This is a genomic window from Cutibacterium nasicola (assembly GCF_051303185.1).
Lineage (GTDB): Bacteria > Actinomycetota > Actinomycetes > Propionibacteriales > Propionibacteriaceae > Cutibacterium.
The window spans coordinates 17,349-32,772 of record NZ_JBPPGE010000006.1; the positions used below are offsets into that span (position 1 = coordinate 17,349).

A 15,424-nucleotide genomic window follows, 5' to 3' on the forward strand; every position below is an offset into this window, starting at 1 on the left:
CCGGTGCGAATGACCAAGGAGGTCGCCATGAAACATGTCAATACCGTCGCGTCCGTCGTCCTGCCGATGATGGCCGGCATCCCGCCGGTCGTCGAGAAGCACGACGAGAGGGGACTCAGCCAATCAACCGAGAACGCCATTCTCTTGGTGGGTGCTGTGTCCATCGCAACGGTGGTGGTAACCGTGATCAAGGGATATGTGACCTCGAACCTGCCGAAGTGAGGTCGAGACAGGCGGACCGACGAACCCGGGAGCGCGGGGTTTCCGAATCCCTTCAATGGTCGCTGGTGTGGCCTGTGGTCCTGCTCGTGGTGGTCGGGGTCGTGCAGACCTCGGTCGTGCTGCAGGCTCGGGCCACAGCCACCGAGGCAGCCCGGGCAGCAGTCCGGGTGCAAGCCTTGCGTGGCTCCCATGGTGGTGATGCCGAAGCTGCTGCTCGTGACGTGGCCCAGGCCTCCAAATTGGCCGATGTCAGGGTACGGGTGTCAACCACTGACTCCTTGGTACGTGTTGACGTCGAGGGCAAGGCAGCGACGCTGTTCGGAGCTGTCGTCCCTGTCAATGGCCACGCCGTCGCCGTCGAGGAGGGGACATGATTCGACATGCTCAGTGTCGGGGACATCAGCGCGGTGCACTTGCCGTCGAGGCTGCGCTCATTCTTCCCAGCCTTCTCATGATCGCCGCAGTGGCGACAGGGGGTTGGCGGCTGTCCGAGGTGCGAGCCGATGCCCAGTCGGCTGCCGAGGTAGCCGCACGCGCTGGATCGGTCGCCTCGACGGTCGGCGAAGGTCATGCGGTGGGCCAGCGAGTCGCCATGGTAGAGCTCGCCGGTACGAGGTGCAGCGACCCTGCCATCACCATCGATTCATCGGCCTTGGCCGTGCCAGTGGGGTCCACGGGACTCATCTCGGCCCGGGTGAGGTGCACCGTCAGGCTCGCTGACCTTCTCGTCCCAGGAATGCCGGGAGCCCTCCACGTCGAGTCGAGGGCACATTCCACCGTCGACAGCCATCGGGAGCGACACGCATGAAGAACACATCCCTCCGCGCCAGAGTGCGCGGTCTTGCGGCCTTCGTGGCCCTCGTCATCCTGGTCCTCGGTTCCCCGGCCGCCCTGGTGGCATGGGGACGCCTTGACGCCACCACCATGCTGCGTCCGTCAAGCTGGATCACCCCTGACGACGGGACGATCCTGCTGGTGATTGCGACCGTCGTCGGTTGGCTGGCATGGGTGGTCTTCACGGTCTGTGTGGTTGCGGAGGTTGTTGGGTTGGTGACCAGTCAGCGTCGCCACATCAAGCTTCCGGGACTGGGCACAGTTCAGGGCATCGCCGCCGGACTGCTCGTGGCGAGTCTGACAGTCCTGTCCCCTCTGACACGCTCGGCTGTTCCGCCCACTCCGGTGCCGATCGTGGCGACGGCTGCCGCGGCGCCGCAGCCTGTAGATGCGGTGCAGGCGAGGGCTGAGGGTGAGTCCGCCCCTGACGAGGAGGTCATGACTGTCACCATCGGTGCCCATGAAGACCTGTGGACGATAGCCGAAACCTGGTACGGGGACGGCACCTCGTGGCGACGTATCGCAGCCGCCAATCCCGGGATCGACGTCGACCACCTGGCCGTCGGTCAGGAACTCGCTCTTCCCGGGGTCACCATGACCGTCCCCAGCGGTCATACTGGCGCTGGCCGTCCTCTCGATGCTGACGAGCTCGATCGGCTCACCCCGTCAGCTGGAGACCATGGCGTCCGAACGATCACTGTCCAGGAGGGGGACACCCTCAGCGAGCTCGCACGGACCTGGCTCGGTGATGCCGCAGCCTGGCCGACTCTGTGGCATCTCAATGGGGAAGTCATCACAGATCCCGACCACATCGAGCCGGGCTGGAAACTTGTGGTGCCGGGCCCGCAGCCTCAGCAGGCCACGACGACGTCAGCGCCCGACATGGACGAAGCTGCCATCGTAGAGCCGCAGAAAACCTTCCCCGACCACGACGGCGAGACACCCGATGCAGAGATGCCCCAGAGCGCACTGCCGCCGGATGCGCCTGCAACAGATGCCCCATCTGCTCAACCCGAGACAAAGATGGTCTCCGCCGGGGTCGGCCAGGACCCTGCCGAGATCCTCCGTACCGGGCTGGCGGGCCTGAGCCTGTTCTTGGCCGGAGGGGTCGCCGGGACGGTCACTGCCCGCCGTCAACAGCAGCTCTTCACCCGCCCGATGGGACGGCGGATTCCCACCGTGTCAGGACCACCGCGTCGCGCCAGGAGAATACTTGACGCCGCGGCAGATCAGGTGGATGACGCACCAGTGCGGGGCAGCGACGCCATGGCCACCGAGCCCGTGTGCGCCGACACGCTGACTCCCACGACCGTCGTGCTGGGAACCACTGACCCGCACACCCCGGTCCTGATCGATCTTGCCGACATCGACGGTCTCCTGGGGATTGACGCCACCGCCGAGTTGGCCTCCGCGATGGTGGCATCGATCGGCCTGTCCCTGGTCGCGGCGCCGTGGTCCGGCGGAATCGACATCGTCGCCGTCGGTGACGACCTCGCGTGGTTGTCACGGACCGGCAGTGACGATGTGCAATGTGCTGGCGCCGATGAAGTCGTCAGGGGGCTGGCAGGCCTGCCTGACCGGTCCAGCGGTCATCACCCATCGATCAGCAGGGTCGTGTTGTCCTCTCGGCCACTCGACCTTCCTACCTCGTCGTCTGTGGTCGAGGCGGGAATCGTCGTCGTCATGCCGAGTGCATGTGGTCGGACGGTCGTCGTCACCGACCCCGACCATGCCGAGCTGGACGGTCAGGCTTTCACACCCCAGATCGTCACCGCACCGATGCGCCGTGCCGTCGTCGAGCTGCTCGAGACCACCGCTCGAACTGATACCGAGCCTGCCCCCTGGTGGGGGCCACGGCGAGGGGAGGGGACGTCCAGTCCTCCGCCGATGGTTGCCGAGACCTGCGTTGTACTACCGCCCAGTGATGCCCATACGACCGTCGAGGAGGAACACGTGCTCACGCCCACTGCACTGAGCGATGTCGCCCAGTTGCCCGTACCCGTCGGCGAAGTGCCCTCTCCCGTCCTGCGCCTCCTTGGCCCGGTCGACCTCGTAGGAGCTCGCGGAAATCCGCCGACCAAGGCCCGTCGGCAGTGTCTCGAGTATTGTGCCTGGTTGCTGTGCCATCCGGGCGCACGGTCGGTGCAGATGGCTGACGCCCTCATGGTCGCCGAGCCGACCCGACGCTCCAATGTCTCCCGACTGCGGCGATGGCTGGGCACCGACGATGACGGTAGGGCCTATCTGCCCGAAGGGTATGACGGTTCCCTGCGTCTGGCAGATGTCGTCAGTAGCGACTGGGAACGGCTTGAACTGCTTGTTGCAGGAGGGGTCTCGACCGCTCCGCTGGCCAACCTCCTCTCGGCCCTGGATCTCGTTCGTGGGGCTCCGTTGGCTGACGCCGCTCCCGGGCAGTGGCACTGGGCCGAGGAATGGCGCATCGACATGATTCAGATGATCCGTGACATCGGGGTGGAGGTGGCTCGTAGAGCCACGGAGACTCGCGACTTCGAGCTGGCATCTCGAGCCTTGGCACGTGCCACCGTCGCCTGCCCTGAGGACGAGGTGCTGTTGGTGGCGCGCATCAAACTCGCTGACGAACTCGACGACCGTGGCGAGGTTGAACGGTTGGTCTACGTGCTGTCGCGCCAGGCTCGTCGCCTTGGCGTCGATTTGTCGGAGGAGACGATCTCAGTCCTGCAGGAAGCGATGGAAGGCCACGTTCGAGCCCGGGTGGTGTGAGTTCAGTCCTGAGAACTGCCCGTGGGAAGACCTCCCATGGCGCTGCCCTTGTCGAAGACATCGTCACCGTGCGCGCGGGTGGCCAGGGTGAAGACTCCGGCCACCATCAGGTACGCCAGTGCCAGACCAATCATGTGCGGTCCCGACAGTCCGTGCACCGGCAGCACGAGCGCCGCCAGGGCCGAGCCACCCACGAACAACGCGTTGTAGACCATGTCGTAGGCGATGAAGACCCGGCCCTTGTAACCATCAGAGATGTGGGCCTGGCAGATGGTGTCGACCCCGGCCTTGAGGGACTGGGCAAACAAGCCGATGAGAAAGCCGGCGACCAGCAGACCCCAGCGGTTCGGGACGGCTCCCGGGAACGCCTGAATGACGGCGGTGCCGACCAACAGGCTGATGAGGGCCTTCCTCATGCCCAGCCTGTGCACCAGCATCGGCATGAATCCGGCCGACAGCACGAAGCCGGCACCCATGGCCACCGCCCAGATCGTCATGTCAGCCATGGCGCCGTTGATGTCGGACTGCACGTGGAAGCGGTTGCGGTAACCCAGGATCATTGCCACCGAGTACACGCCGAACAGTGCGCGCTGGGCGCCGATGAGAGTGAGGGAATGACCCACCAGGGGCGCCCTTCCCAGATACCGGAAGCCGTCAACGACCTCCCCGGCAACAGCACGCATCGTCCGGGAGCGGTGCACCAGTGGTGGCCCGAGCTCTCGGCGCGAGAACTGCAGCCCGAGTGCCACTGACATCGCGAAGAGGACCGCCGAGATGCAGAAGATGATCGTGTCGGCGTGGTGAACCGGCATGTAGCGTCCGGCAATCATGCGAACGGCAGCAGCGACGACGGCACCGATCATGAGTCCCAGAGGACCAATCGTCGGCATGATCGAGGACGCCGTCAGGTAGTCGCGTTTGTCAATGGTGTACTCCAGCCCCGCCACCAACGCCGTGAGAAGGAAGCGGTTGAGGCTCATCGCGATGAGCAACCCGATGAGCAAGACCAGATGAGAAGGTCGGTCACGTGCACCGTCCCAGACCAAGATCCCCAGCCCAATCGCGATGAGGCAGCGCAGGCCGTCGGTGTAGACGAGGATTCGCTGACGTGACCAACGGTCGAGAACGACAGAGATGAAGGGCCCGATGATGCTGAACGGCAACAAGGTGATGGCCAGCACCATCGCGATCGACCACGCGTCAGGCTGCTGCTCGGGAGAAAGCAGCACGTAGGAGGCCATCCCTACCTGCAGGGTGCCATCGGCCGCCTGTGTGGCTACGCGGACTCCGAGGATCTTTCGGAAGTCGTGGCGTCGCCACAGGTGGCACAGGTTCTGCCAGAACACATGGTCTCCTTCAGGGCCGGCCTGCCTCGATACTAGAGGGTCGTGGGAAGGAGATGCTGAACGGATCCGTCGCTGTGTGCGCGAGCATGACTGGTGTGGGACAGCCGAAAGGGGCCCAAGAACGTCGCTGCATGAGGAGTTCACCGAAGACAGGGTGTGGACCTGGGAAGGTCAGCCAGATTCCAACCACTCGTATCGGTCGGTGTTGGATCGACGCCGTGTTCACCGCATGCGCAACCGCCCCACGGATGCCTCTGTCGTTCTGTCTGCAACAATGTCGTTCACGTATCCTAATTGATGCCGTGCAATGCAATGCGGTGTTGGGCTGACAATGAAGGAGATACCGTGGCTGAACTCAAGAAGGGCCTAGGATTCTTCCAGCTCCTCGCGCTCGGGGTAGCCGGATTGATCGGCTCGAGTTGGATTTACACAAACTCGAAATTCTTTGACAGGTATGGCGCTGGCGGCATGATTTTCGGCATGCTCCTCGGAGGTTTGCTTGCAGCTTGTATGGCTCTGGCTTACAGCGAGTTGACAACGCTGTTTCCTCGAGCTGGAGGCGAGGTCGTCTACTGTTACGTCGGCCTCGGGAGAGGGGCATCCTTTGTCACGGGTTGGCTCCTCATCGGCGCTTATCTTTCGTCCACCGCCTTTTACGTGACGGCTTTCGGATATCTCTTGGAAAAGATTTGGCCGAATTTGGGATCCGTGCCGCTGTATTCAGTGAATGGGGAATCAGTCGACTTGACTGTGTTGATGATCGGCGTCGTCCTGACTCTCATCATCGCGGCGATGAACTGGTTCGGAGTGAGCCTTTCCGGTCAGATCCAGACCATCCTGTTCGTGGCCATGGTCGTCATCGGACTGGTGCTGGTCGTCACGGCACTGGTCTTCGGAAGCCCGAGCAACTTCATCCCGCCCTACCGTGCCGATGCCGACGCTGTCGGTGACACCCTCCGCTTCGTCGTGCCCGGTATGACCTACATGGCGGGCTTCGGGCTGGTGGCAGCGCTGGCCGAGGACGCCGACATCCCCGCCCGCAGGATCGGTCGCATCACCGTCCTCACCGTTCTGACGGCCACCCTGTTCTACTGCTTGGTGCTGGCCTCTTCGGCCTGGATCGTTCCTTGGCAGGACGTCGCCAAGATGAACCTTGGCACCATTGACGCCTACACCGTTGCCGGATTCCCGATCCTCGGTTGGGGAGCCTGGGTCATTGCCATTTGCGGCCTGCTGACGAGCTTCCTCGGCCTGTTCATGGCGGTCTCCCGCATCGTCGTCGCGATGGCAAGGGCCAGGCTCCTTCCGGAGGGCCTCGCCGCCGTCGACGAGAGGAGCGGGGTCCCGCGCAGGGCCATCCTGCTCACCACAGTCATGACCTTGCTGCTGGGAGCCCTCGGCCCGGGCGCCATGCTGTGGTTCCTCGACACCGGCGGCATATACCTCGGACTGGTGTGGATCATTGTCGTCATCACCTTGTCCGCCCTGCCGAAGAAGTACCCCCACCTGCGTTCCAGCTACCATGCCGGATGGTTGCCCTGGGTGGGAGCTGTCGGCGCCCTCGTCACGGTCGTCATGGCGATCTGGCCGGGAACGAACAGCTCACTGGTGTGGCCGGGTGAGTACCTGGTCCTGCTCGTCTGGGCCGTCATCGGTGTCATCCTGTGGCAGCTGGCCAGGCCCATGAGCGAGGACGAAGCCCTCGGCAACTTGCTCGGTTCCTACGCTGATGACCTCAATGAAAACCTGGGTAATGTGGAAGAGACCACGGTCAAGAGCTGACGACGCCTGTTCTCAAAGGTGTGCAAAGGGCCTGACAACACGCCATGATGGGAGACATGACAATGAAGTCGGATCTGGAAATTGCTCGTGAGGCCCACCTTGACCCCATTGAAAAGGTGGCGGCTCGGGCCGGCATTGAGGAAAAGTACCTCGAGCCCTACGGGCGTGACGTCGCCAAGGTTGATCTCGATGTCATCGAGCACAACAGAGACCGTTCGCGTGGCAAATACGTCGTCGTCACGGCCATCACCCCCACACCCCTTGGTGAAGGCAAGACGACCACAGCCGTCGGTCTGGCGCAGGGCTTGGAGAAGATCGGAAAGCGTAGCGTGCTCGCTCTACGCCAACCCTCCATGGGCCCGACCTTCGGCATCAAGGGTGGTGCCGCCGGGGCTGGGTATTCCCAAGTGCTGCCGATGGAAAAACTTAACCTGCACCTGACCGGTGACTTTCATGCCATCGGCGCGGCCCACAACCTGCTGGCCGCCATGATCGACAACCATCTGCACCACGGCAACGAGCTCGACATCGAGCCTCACTCCATCTCATGGCGTCGCGTCGTCGACATCAACGATCGGGCCCTGCGCAACACCATCGTCGGCCTCGGGTCACGGATTGACGGAGTCCCCCGTCAGAGCGGATTCGACATCACCGCTGCCAGCGAGGTGGGCGTCATCCTGGCACTGGCCACGTCGTTGTCGGACTTGCGCGCTCGGCTGGGCCGTATCGTCATCGGGTACAACCGTTCCAAGGAGCCGGTTACCGCCGAGGACCTGCATGCCGCAGGATCGATGGCTGTCATCCTCAAGGACGCCATCAAGCCGAACCTGTTGCAGACCACCGAGAACAGCCCGGTACTCGTCCATGCAGGCCCTTTCGGCAACATTGCCACGGGCAACTCGTCGGTCATCGCCGACCGCGTCGGCATCGGTTGCGGCGACTACCTGCTGACGGAGGCCGGATTCGGCGCCGACATGGGTGCCGAACGATTCTTCAACGTCAAGTGTCGCGTGGGCGGCATGCGTCCCGACGCCGCCGTACTCGTCGTCACCGTGCGTGCGCTCAAGACCCACGCCGGTCGCCACCAGGTCGTTCCGGGAAAGCCGCTGCCCCCGGCCATGCTCGAGGACAATCCTGATGACGTCCTGGCCGGTGCCGCCAACCTACGCAAGCACATTGAGATCGTCCGCGACTTCGGTGTCTCCCCGGTGGTGGCTCTCAATGTCTTTCCGAGTGACCATCCCGACGAGATCGATGCCATCCGCAAAGTGGCAGAGGTTGCCGGTGCTCACTTCGCCGCCTCGACCCATGTCATCGACGGTGGCGACGGTGCCGTCGATCTGGCGCGCGCGGTCGTCGCGGCGTGCGACCAGAACACCGATTTCCGCTACACCTACGACCTCAAGGACTCCCTGGTCGACAAGCTCACCAAGGTGGCCACCAAGGTCTACGGGGCTGACGGAGTCGACGCCGCCCCGGCTGCTGCCAAGGAGCTCGCTCACCTCGAGGATCTTGGCTACGGCAATTTCCCGGTCGTCATCGCCAAGACTCATTTGTCCTTGTCCCACGACCCCTGCCTCAAGGGAGCCCCGACCGGGTGGCGGCTGCCCGTCCGCGAGGTGAGGGCCGCCGTGGGCGCCGGGTACATCTACGCGATCTGTGGTGACATGCGGACCATGCCGGGCCTGGGTCGTCACCCAGCCGCCGAGCGCATCGACATCGACGACAACGGCGAGACCGTCGGACTGTTCTGATCGATCTTGATCATCGGGGCTGCCGACGAACTCCGCGGCCCCGACCTTTGTCCCCTCGTGCCGACAAAGACGACGTCCCTCGGCGAACAGGACCGCCGGTCATCGGACATGGCTCCCATTGATGGTGCGGTGTGTGTCCCAGCCGTCAGGACATGGCGATGACATCAGACCACCGCTCGGTCATTCGCGTGTCGCGTTCACGCCGCCCAAGGTCTGCGCCAACTCCGAGGTGCCGTACCCTCAATCTGTGAGCAGCAAACGCGCCGAGGACGCCCGACTTCGCATCGAACTCGAGGAGGGGGCTCGCCGACAGGAGGCTGCCCAGGCTCAACGGCTCATTGACGACTTCCTCGCCGCCGCTCGGGCCAAGGGCATGACACCCGAGCCGCTGCGCGCCCAACTCATGGATGGCCATGAGGCGCGCACGGACAAACGAGGCTGGTACCTCAACGCCAAGCACTCCCTGGCCATCGGCGAGAACGGTGAGTACTACCAGCTCGTCGTCCCGGGTGGCCTCATGGAGCAGATGCGTGGGGTCACGCTGGAGCCTTCCTTACCGCCAATGCACATTGGTCGTGGCGGACGTGACGGTGAGACGGGCGATCTCAAGGAGTTTCTGGGCTGGCTGCTGGCCGATTGAGCCACTCTGGTGGGCGAGAGGCCGTCGCTGCTGACGATCACTCCGTGACGGTGGCTGGCGTCCGTCGGTGTGACGTGATGCGACGGCGACGTTGAGGCTTGAGGTGATCACGCCAGAACCAGGCTGCCATGAGGGCAGCGCAGGCCAAGAACCCCCACGGGACGAGACGCAGACCGAGGATGGTGCGGTCGCGCACGGTGACGATGGTGTCCTCAGGGCGCCCTGGGGCGGCCTGGACAACCAGATCGACCTGCTGTCCGACCTGGTACTTCTTGACGTCGCGATACGGATTCGACGGCACGGTGTCGGTGACACCCTCATAGGTGTATGTGATGGTGGCGACGTTGCCGCCTTCGGTGTGCATGAGGTACCTGGTGGCTCCGGTATTGACGGGGTCGTGCAGGTACACGGCTGTGACGGTTCCCCGGATGATCTGACCGTTGCGAATGAAATCGTCGCTGCGTTCGGCCAGCACCAAGTACAGGCATCCCACCGTGGCCAGGTAGATGACCCCCAGCAGGGCCATGACACGCTTGAACTTCGTCACGGCGAACAGCATACGTCGCAGGTATGACAACCCCATTCATGACGCGGCGAGCAGCTCGTCACGACGCTCCCTCATGGCTCGACTCGCCCGCGAGCATCGGGCACGTACTGCCTCTGGACTCGTTCCGTGGCGTCGTGCTGCGGATGCGGAATCCAGGGCGTCCACCCATACGCTGCGCAGCACGGGCGCACTGGTTGAGGTGATGATTCCCAATTCCTCGGCGGCGGTGAGCAGTTTCGAGGCAACCTCACCGGGGTTGTCCGGCATCTCAGGCGTACTGATCTCCATGATCTCGACCGGCGTTTCCTTGTTCGCCCCACGTCGCCCCGACGAGAGGACGTGCAGACAGTCCAGGGCCAGATTCGTGCACACCTTGCGGTTGCGCGGCAGCGGGAAATTGACGATGACCAGCCATGCCTGACCGACATAATCGTCCAGACATGCCCGCCGATCCCTGCGCGCCATGATGACGAGGGCTGGCAGGATCGCCTGGATCAGTGCCATCCCGGCGAACTCGGATGTCTGGCCCGCACCACTGCGAGCAGCGATGAGGGCCCGGATGGCAGCCGTGTCGTCGTCACGCAGTGTCCGAGGAAGGTCGGCGGGCGTACACCCGGTGCAGAAGAGGTTGGCCCGCCATTCGGCGCGGGGGTGAGCGCACATCTCGGCCCAGTGGGAGTTCAGACGGCTGTCGATCATGGTTGTCATAGCAGCACCTCTCGGGATCGGGGATGAACCCAAGTCCACCGAGAGGACGTTGCCCCTGGTGTTGTCTGCCGGGATCAGGATGTTGCCCATGCGGAGCTCAGTGTTGTCCGTCTTCACGTGAGTGTTGTCCGGTGCCATGACGACAAGACTCTTCCATCAAGACGACCGGCCGTGCCCCGAAGGACACGGCCGGTCGTCATCACGCAGATCGGGCGGTGAAAGACTCACTCGTCGGCCAGCGTCTCAGTGGGGGCAGCCATGGCAGCGCGTCGCCCCGGGAGGACCGATGCCAGGCAGGCCGCCACCAAGCAGATTGCGATGAGACCGAGGGTCCAGGGCCAGTCGATCGAGAAATGCACCGGAACCGTGTCCGAAGCCACCCGGAATATCGACCGGATGCCCAGCCAGGCGAAGTAGAACCCCGCCACCATTCCGACGACGACACCGACCATGCCGACCTGGATCGACTCGTAGAGCAGCATCAGCCGTAGCCCGCGCCGCTGCATGCCCATGGCTCGCAGCAGTGCCGACTCGCGCCGTCGCTCCAGTACCGACAGGCTCAAGGTGTTGGCCACACCGATGAGGGCGATGAGCACGGCAACACCCAGCAGAGCCGTCATGACGATGAGCAGGGCCTTGAGGACCAGCTCGATGATGCCGCCGATGAGGGCGCCACCACCAACCTCCGTGTGCTGCGAATCGGTGCCCGCCGACGTCGAGGAGACCATCACCGTCAGCACCGAGGACAGATCGCTCCGGTCCTCGAGATGGACCCAGGCAGCCTGGTCGCCCACGGAGGGAACGATCTGCCTCATGTCCTCCTCGGTGAGAAGGACGTCGGAATAGGGGAGTCCGTTGACCTTCTTGACCTTGAGAGACGTTTTTCCCCTGGGCGACGAGAAATCCATCGTCTTCGCAGGATTGCCCATTGACGTCACCAGCGCGACCCCAGGCTCCATCTCCTTGGCAATCGAGGGCGCGACCTTGGCGATCTTGTCCTTGTCGGCAGAAACGATGTGGGTTTGAGGAGACATGTCAGTCTCGACGAACCCACCCTTGAGGATGACGGATTCCTTGACGTTCTGCAGGTTCTGCACCGCCTTGGTGGCCGACGAATCGAGGGTTCCCGCCTTGGGCTCGCCGGTGCTCGGGTCATTGCTGGGAAGGTTCGTGAAGGTGATGTCGATCGGGTAGTGATCGTCGATCTGATCCATGACCGTCGTGCGGGTCGTGGAGATGCCGACCTGCAGGGTCACCGACAGCCCGATAGCCAGCATGAGGGATACCGCCGTCAACGAGGTACGAGTCGGGTTACGGGTGGCGTTGGAGGTCGAGAGCCGAGCCGTCGGCCCCAGCGGGCGCAACAGGAGTCCGAACCCCTTGATGAGCCACGGCACGTACAACGGTGTGGCGATGAGGAGGGCCAGCGACAGGCACATGGCCGACACGATGGCCCAACCGACGATGGCGCTGCCGTGGCCGGTGATCGCCACCACGGAGGTGGTGACTCCGATCACTGCGAGCAGGGAACAGGTGATTATCCGTGCCAGACCGACCCGGCGCTTCTGCTCCACCGTCGGAACTGGGCGCAGCGCCTCCAGAGGTGCCACGCGAGTGGCCCGCAGCGCCGGCAGGAAGGCGGCCAGAACCGTGATGACGATGCCAATGAAGAACTCAATGACGATGTCCATCCACGGCCATTCCAACCCGAAGGCCAGGGCGCCCGTGTAGGCAGCGCCAGCGACCGTCAGCAGGATTCCGAGCACGATGCCCAGGGCCGATCCGATGGCACCCAGCAGGATTGCCTCGCCGAGAACCCGCTTCTTCACCTGGCCACTCGACGCTCCGACAGCCCGCATGAGGCCGATCTGACGGCGTCGCTGGGCCAACAGGATGAGGAAGGTCGTCGTGATGATGATCGCAGCCACCAGCAGAGCAATGGCCCCGAAGACCATGAGCAGGTACTTGGTGACCTCGACTCCCTGAGCCAGATCAGTGACGGTCTTCTTCTGATGATCGGGCGCGGTCTCGATCGTCGATCCGTACTTCTCGCCGGTGTTGAACTTGGGGGCACCCTTGATGGTGGGCAGGGTCTTCTCAAGGTTGGTGACGAGCTGGTCGGGAGTCGTCCCGTCCTCGGTCTTGACGACCCAGGTGTGAGGGAATTCGTCGACGTCCTCAGTGCTGTAGGCCGGAGCGGTCTGCAGGGCGTTCGCATCGTCGGTGATTCCCACCACCTTGATGCTGTTCCCGGCGATGTCGATGGTGTCCCCGACACTGACGTTCAGGTTCTCGGCTGCTGCCTTGGACAGCGCGATCTGACCGGGCCCTGATGGCCAGTTGCCCGAGGTCACCGAGGACCAGCGGAACGGTTCGACCGGCGTCTTGTGGACGTCGATCATCGTGGAGTCCTGGCCATGGGAAGCGGCCATGGTGGTCGACTGGACGACGTCGACGGTCTGGACGCCGGGAGTGTCGCGAATTCCCTGAGTGATGTCCTCGGGGCTGGCCTCGAAATCGGCGTTGTAGACGACGACGTCAGCCTTCGAGGTGGCAACCGCCTGTTCCTTTCCCAGGGCCATTCCCTGGGTTCGTACGAACATCGAGATGCCGACGAGAAACCCGACGGACACCGCAATGGCGATGAGGGTTGCGGCCATCCTGCCTGGATGCTGACGCAGCTCTCTGAGAGCCTCGGTGAACATCAGCCCTCCAACCCGGCCATGGCCTCGTTCACCGCTTCGGCGGTGGGGGAGGCGATGTCGTCGACGATGCGACCGTCCAGCAACATGAGGGCGCGATCGGCATAGGAAGCGGCCTTGGCGTCATGGGTGACCATGATGATCGTCTGCCCCAGGTCGTCGACGCAGTGGCGCAGGTAGCTCAACAGGTTCGCTCCCGACTTGGAGTCCAGAGCACCGGTGGGCTCGTCGGCGAAGACGACGTGGGGCTTGGTGATCATGGCTCGGGCACAAGCAACACGCTGCTGCTGGCCACCCGACAACTCCGAGGGACGGTGCTTGAGGCGATCAGCGATCCCCAGGCCGGTGATGAGCTGATCCCACAGGGCCTTGTCCGGCTTGCGTCCGGCCAGGTCGAGAGGGAGCAAGATGTTCTCCTCGGCGGTGAGCATCGGCAACAGGTTGAATGACTGGAAGATGAAGCCGACATTGTCGCGACGCAGCGTCGTCAGCTTGGGATCAGGAAGGCCCGAGATCTCCTGGCCAGCCAGGAACACTCGACCGGAGGTGATCCGGTCCAGGCCAGCGAGGCAATGCATGAGAGTCGACTTGCCGGATCCGGATGGGCCCATGATCGCGGTGAAAGTGCCGCGGGTGAAGCGAACACTGATGGAGTCCAGGGCAGTGACCCGGGTCGCTCCTTCTCCGAAGACCTTGGTGAGGTCGATACCGGCGGCGGCGTCCGTCTCGAAGGGAGTGTTCAACAGCCCAGGAGCCAGACCATCAGAACGGACCGTACCGCTCGAGCTGAAAGGCTGGGCAGGCCCAGCCTTTGTCGGGAAGGGCTCGGCGGCGCGAGCCGATTGGGGATCAGGCGATTGTGACCGTCCCCACGGCTGACCCGGCTGTCGGTCCTGCTCATCGCTGGGCTGGGGCGAGGGCTTGGCCCACTCCGATGGGGCACCGTGCTCAGACGGGGCACCGTGTCGCGGTGACTCGAAGGATTCTGGCTCGCTCGAGGCCGCGTCGCTCGGCTGCCAGGGCTCTTCAGATTCATAAGGTCGGATGTGGTCGCTCATGATGCCTTTCATGGTTCCCGAGGAGGCATCGACGGGTGGACGACGCCCCTCACGCCTGAAGTGACGTGAAAAATGATGTGGATACTAGATGCATCCAATATCGAATATATGTGTGTGGTCGGAAGTTGTCAGAGAAGGCCGACTTCATGCGCAAAAAGCACGAGTCCAACCCGGTCTCGACACTCCAATTTCGATAGTAGCCGGCCAATGTGAGTTTTCACGGTCCCTTCCGCCATGTAGAGGGTCTGGGCGATCTCGGCGTTCGTGGCCCCCTTGGCGATCTCCACTAACACCTCCCGCTCGCGGTCCGTCAGCACAGACAGCCGCTTGTCGGCAGCCTTGGGGTCATTGGGCAGGGTGGGGACGACGTGGTCGAGCAGGCGTCGAGTGGCCGATGGTGCGACGACCGCGTCGCCAGCAGCGACGTTGCGGATCGCACTCAACAGCTCGGTGGGGCGGGCGTCCTTGAGGAGGAACCCAGAGGCGCCGGCCTTGAGGGCGGCGTAGACGTACTCGTCAAGGTCGAAGGTGGTCAGAATCAGTACCTTGGTGTCCAGCGGGGACGCGGTGATGCGTCGAGTGGCTTCGACGCCGTCCATCTTCGGCATCCGGATGTCCATGAGAGCGACGTCGACCGGCATTCGACGCAGCACGTCAAGGGCTTCGACGCCGCTGGACGCCTCCGCGACGACCTCCATGTCGTCCTCGGCCTCGATGAGCATGCGGAATCCCGAGCGGACGAGGGACTGGTCGTCGACGAGGATGACGCGGATCGAATCAGGCATGGCACCTCCAGGTACTTGCCAGTAATGGTAGAGCCTTGCCGTTGCGGGACAGTCCGTGCCGTGCGGGGAAGAAGTCACGACGAGGGCCTCCGACGGTGACGTCCTGATGTCACATGGCCGGTTGATCTGTCGACGAGGACAGGTAGCTCGCAGCCATGCTGAGGACCCTGTCTCCTGCGAAGGGCACCTCCCAGGCCCGGGTCGATGATCGTCGTCCCCACGACACCGATCCGGTGCGTCCTTCCGTCATCCACCACGTTCTGGGGCAACTCGTACCTGACCTCCCGCATCCACCACGGCTGGC

13 protein-coding genes are annotated in these 15,424 nt (G+C 63.7%); 7 read left to right on the plus strand and 6 right to left on the minus strand.

Annotated features, from left to right (window positions below; all coding sequences use genetic code 11):
- Positions 1–9 precede the first annotated feature (9 nt).
- From ACSJJT_RS10260 to ACSJJT_RS10275, 4 genes are all read left to right on the plus strand, one after another.
- Positions 10–222, plus strand: a complete 213-nt coding sequence (locus ACSJJT_RS10260) for a hypothetical protein (protein ID WP_435918306.1) — start codon at positions 10–12, stop codon at positions 220–222.
- 65 nt (positions 223–287) lie between these two features.
- Positions 288–596, plus strand: a complete 309-nt coding sequence (locus tag ACSJJT_RS10265) for a TadE/TadG family type IV pilus assembly protein (protein ID WP_435918189.1) — start codon at positions 288–290, stop codon at positions 594–596.
- Positions 593–1,030, plus strand: a complete 438-nt coding sequence (locus ACSJJT_RS10270; protein WP_435918190.1) for a TadE/TadG family type IV pilus assembly protein — start codon at positions 593–595, stop codon at positions 1,028–1,030. Before ACSJJT_RS10265 ends, ACSJJT_RS10270 begins: the two co-directional genes overlap by 4 nt.
- Complete coding sequence (locus ACSJJT_RS10275; RefSeq protein ID WP_435918191.1) at positions 1,027–3,798, plus strand: AfsR/SARP family transcriptional regulator; 2,772 nt, start codon at positions 1,027–1,029, stop codon at positions 3,796–3,798. Before ACSJJT_RS10270 ends, ACSJJT_RS10275 begins: the two co-directional genes overlap by 4 nt.
- Positions 3,799–3,800: 2 nt before the next feature.
- Here the strand turns inward: ACSJJT_RS10275 and ACSJJT_RS10280 are convergent, their stop codons facing one another.
- Complete coding sequence (locus tag ACSJJT_RS10280) at positions 3,801–5,144, minus strand: MFS transporter (RefSeq protein ID WP_435918192.1); 1,344 nt, start codon at positions 5,142–5,144, stop codon at positions 3,801–3,803.
- Between the two features lie 345 nt (positions 5,145–5,489).
- On the opposite strand from ACSJJT_RS10280, the gene ACSJJT_RS10285 reads away from it, so the two are divergent.
- From ACSJJT_RS10285 to ACSJJT_RS10295, 3 genes are all read left to right on the plus strand, one after another.
- Positions 5,490–6,926, plus strand: coding sequence for an APC family permease (locus ACSJJT_RS10285; RefSeq protein WP_435918193.1), 1,437 nt, complete (start codon positions 5,490–5,492; stop codon positions 6,924–6,926).
- A 44-nt stretch (positions 6,927–6,970) separates the two neighbouring features.
- Positions 6,971–8,680, plus strand: coding sequence for a formate--tetrahydrofolate ligase (locus tag ACSJJT_RS10290; RefSeq protein WP_435918194.1), 1,710 nt, complete (start codon positions 6,971–6,973; stop codon positions 8,678–8,680).
- A gap of 229 nt (positions 8,681–8,909) precedes the next feature.
- Complete coding sequence (locus ACSJJT_RS10295) at positions 8,910–9,320, plus strand: hypothetical protein (RefSeq protein WP_435918307.1); 411 nt, start codon at positions 8,910–8,912, stop codon at positions 9,318–9,320.
- A 37-nt stretch (positions 9,321–9,357) separates the two neighbouring features.
- Here the strand turns inward: ACSJJT_RS10295 and ACSJJT_RS10300 are convergent, their stop codons facing one another.
- The 5 genes from ACSJJT_RS10300 to ACSJJT_RS10320 all read right to left on the minus strand — a co-directional run bounded on the left by ACSJJT_RS10300 (position 9,358) and on the right by ACSJJT_RS10320 (position 15,120).
- Complete coding sequence (locus tag ACSJJT_RS10300) at positions 9,358–9,879, minus strand: hypothetical protein (RefSeq protein WP_435918195.1); 522 nt, start codon at positions 9,877–9,879, stop codon at positions 9,358–9,360.
- A gap of 24 nt (positions 9,880–9,903) precedes the next feature.
- A complete protein-coding gene (locus tag ACSJJT_RS10305) occupies positions 9,904–10,575 on the minus strand; it encodes a hypothetical protein (RefSeq protein WP_435918308.1) in 672 nt (223 codons plus the stop codon).
- A gap of 224 nt (positions 10,576–10,799) precedes the next feature.
- A complete protein-coding gene (locus tag ACSJJT_RS10310; RefSeq protein ID WP_435918196.1) occupies positions 10,800–13,280 on the minus strand; it encodes an ABC transporter permease in 2,481 nt (826 codons plus the stop codon).
- The gene (locus tag ACSJJT_RS10315) at positions 13,280–14,347 is read right to left on the minus strand and encodes an ABC transporter ATP-binding protein (protein WP_435918197.1); all 1,068 of its coding nucleotides are present in this window, start codon (positions 14,345–14,347) and stop codon (positions 13,280–13,282) included. The genes ACSJJT_RS10310 and ACSJJT_RS10315 overlap by 1 nt, the downstream gene beginning before the upstream one ends.
- Before the next feature lie 116 nt (positions 14,348–14,463).
- Positions 14,464–15,120: a response regulator gene (locus tag ACSJJT_RS10320; RefSeq protein WP_435918198.1), complete on the minus strand. Its 657-nt coding sequence runs from the start codon at positions 15,118–15,120 to the stop codon at positions 14,464–14,466.
- Between the last annotated feature and the right edge of the window lie 304 nt (positions 15,121–15,424).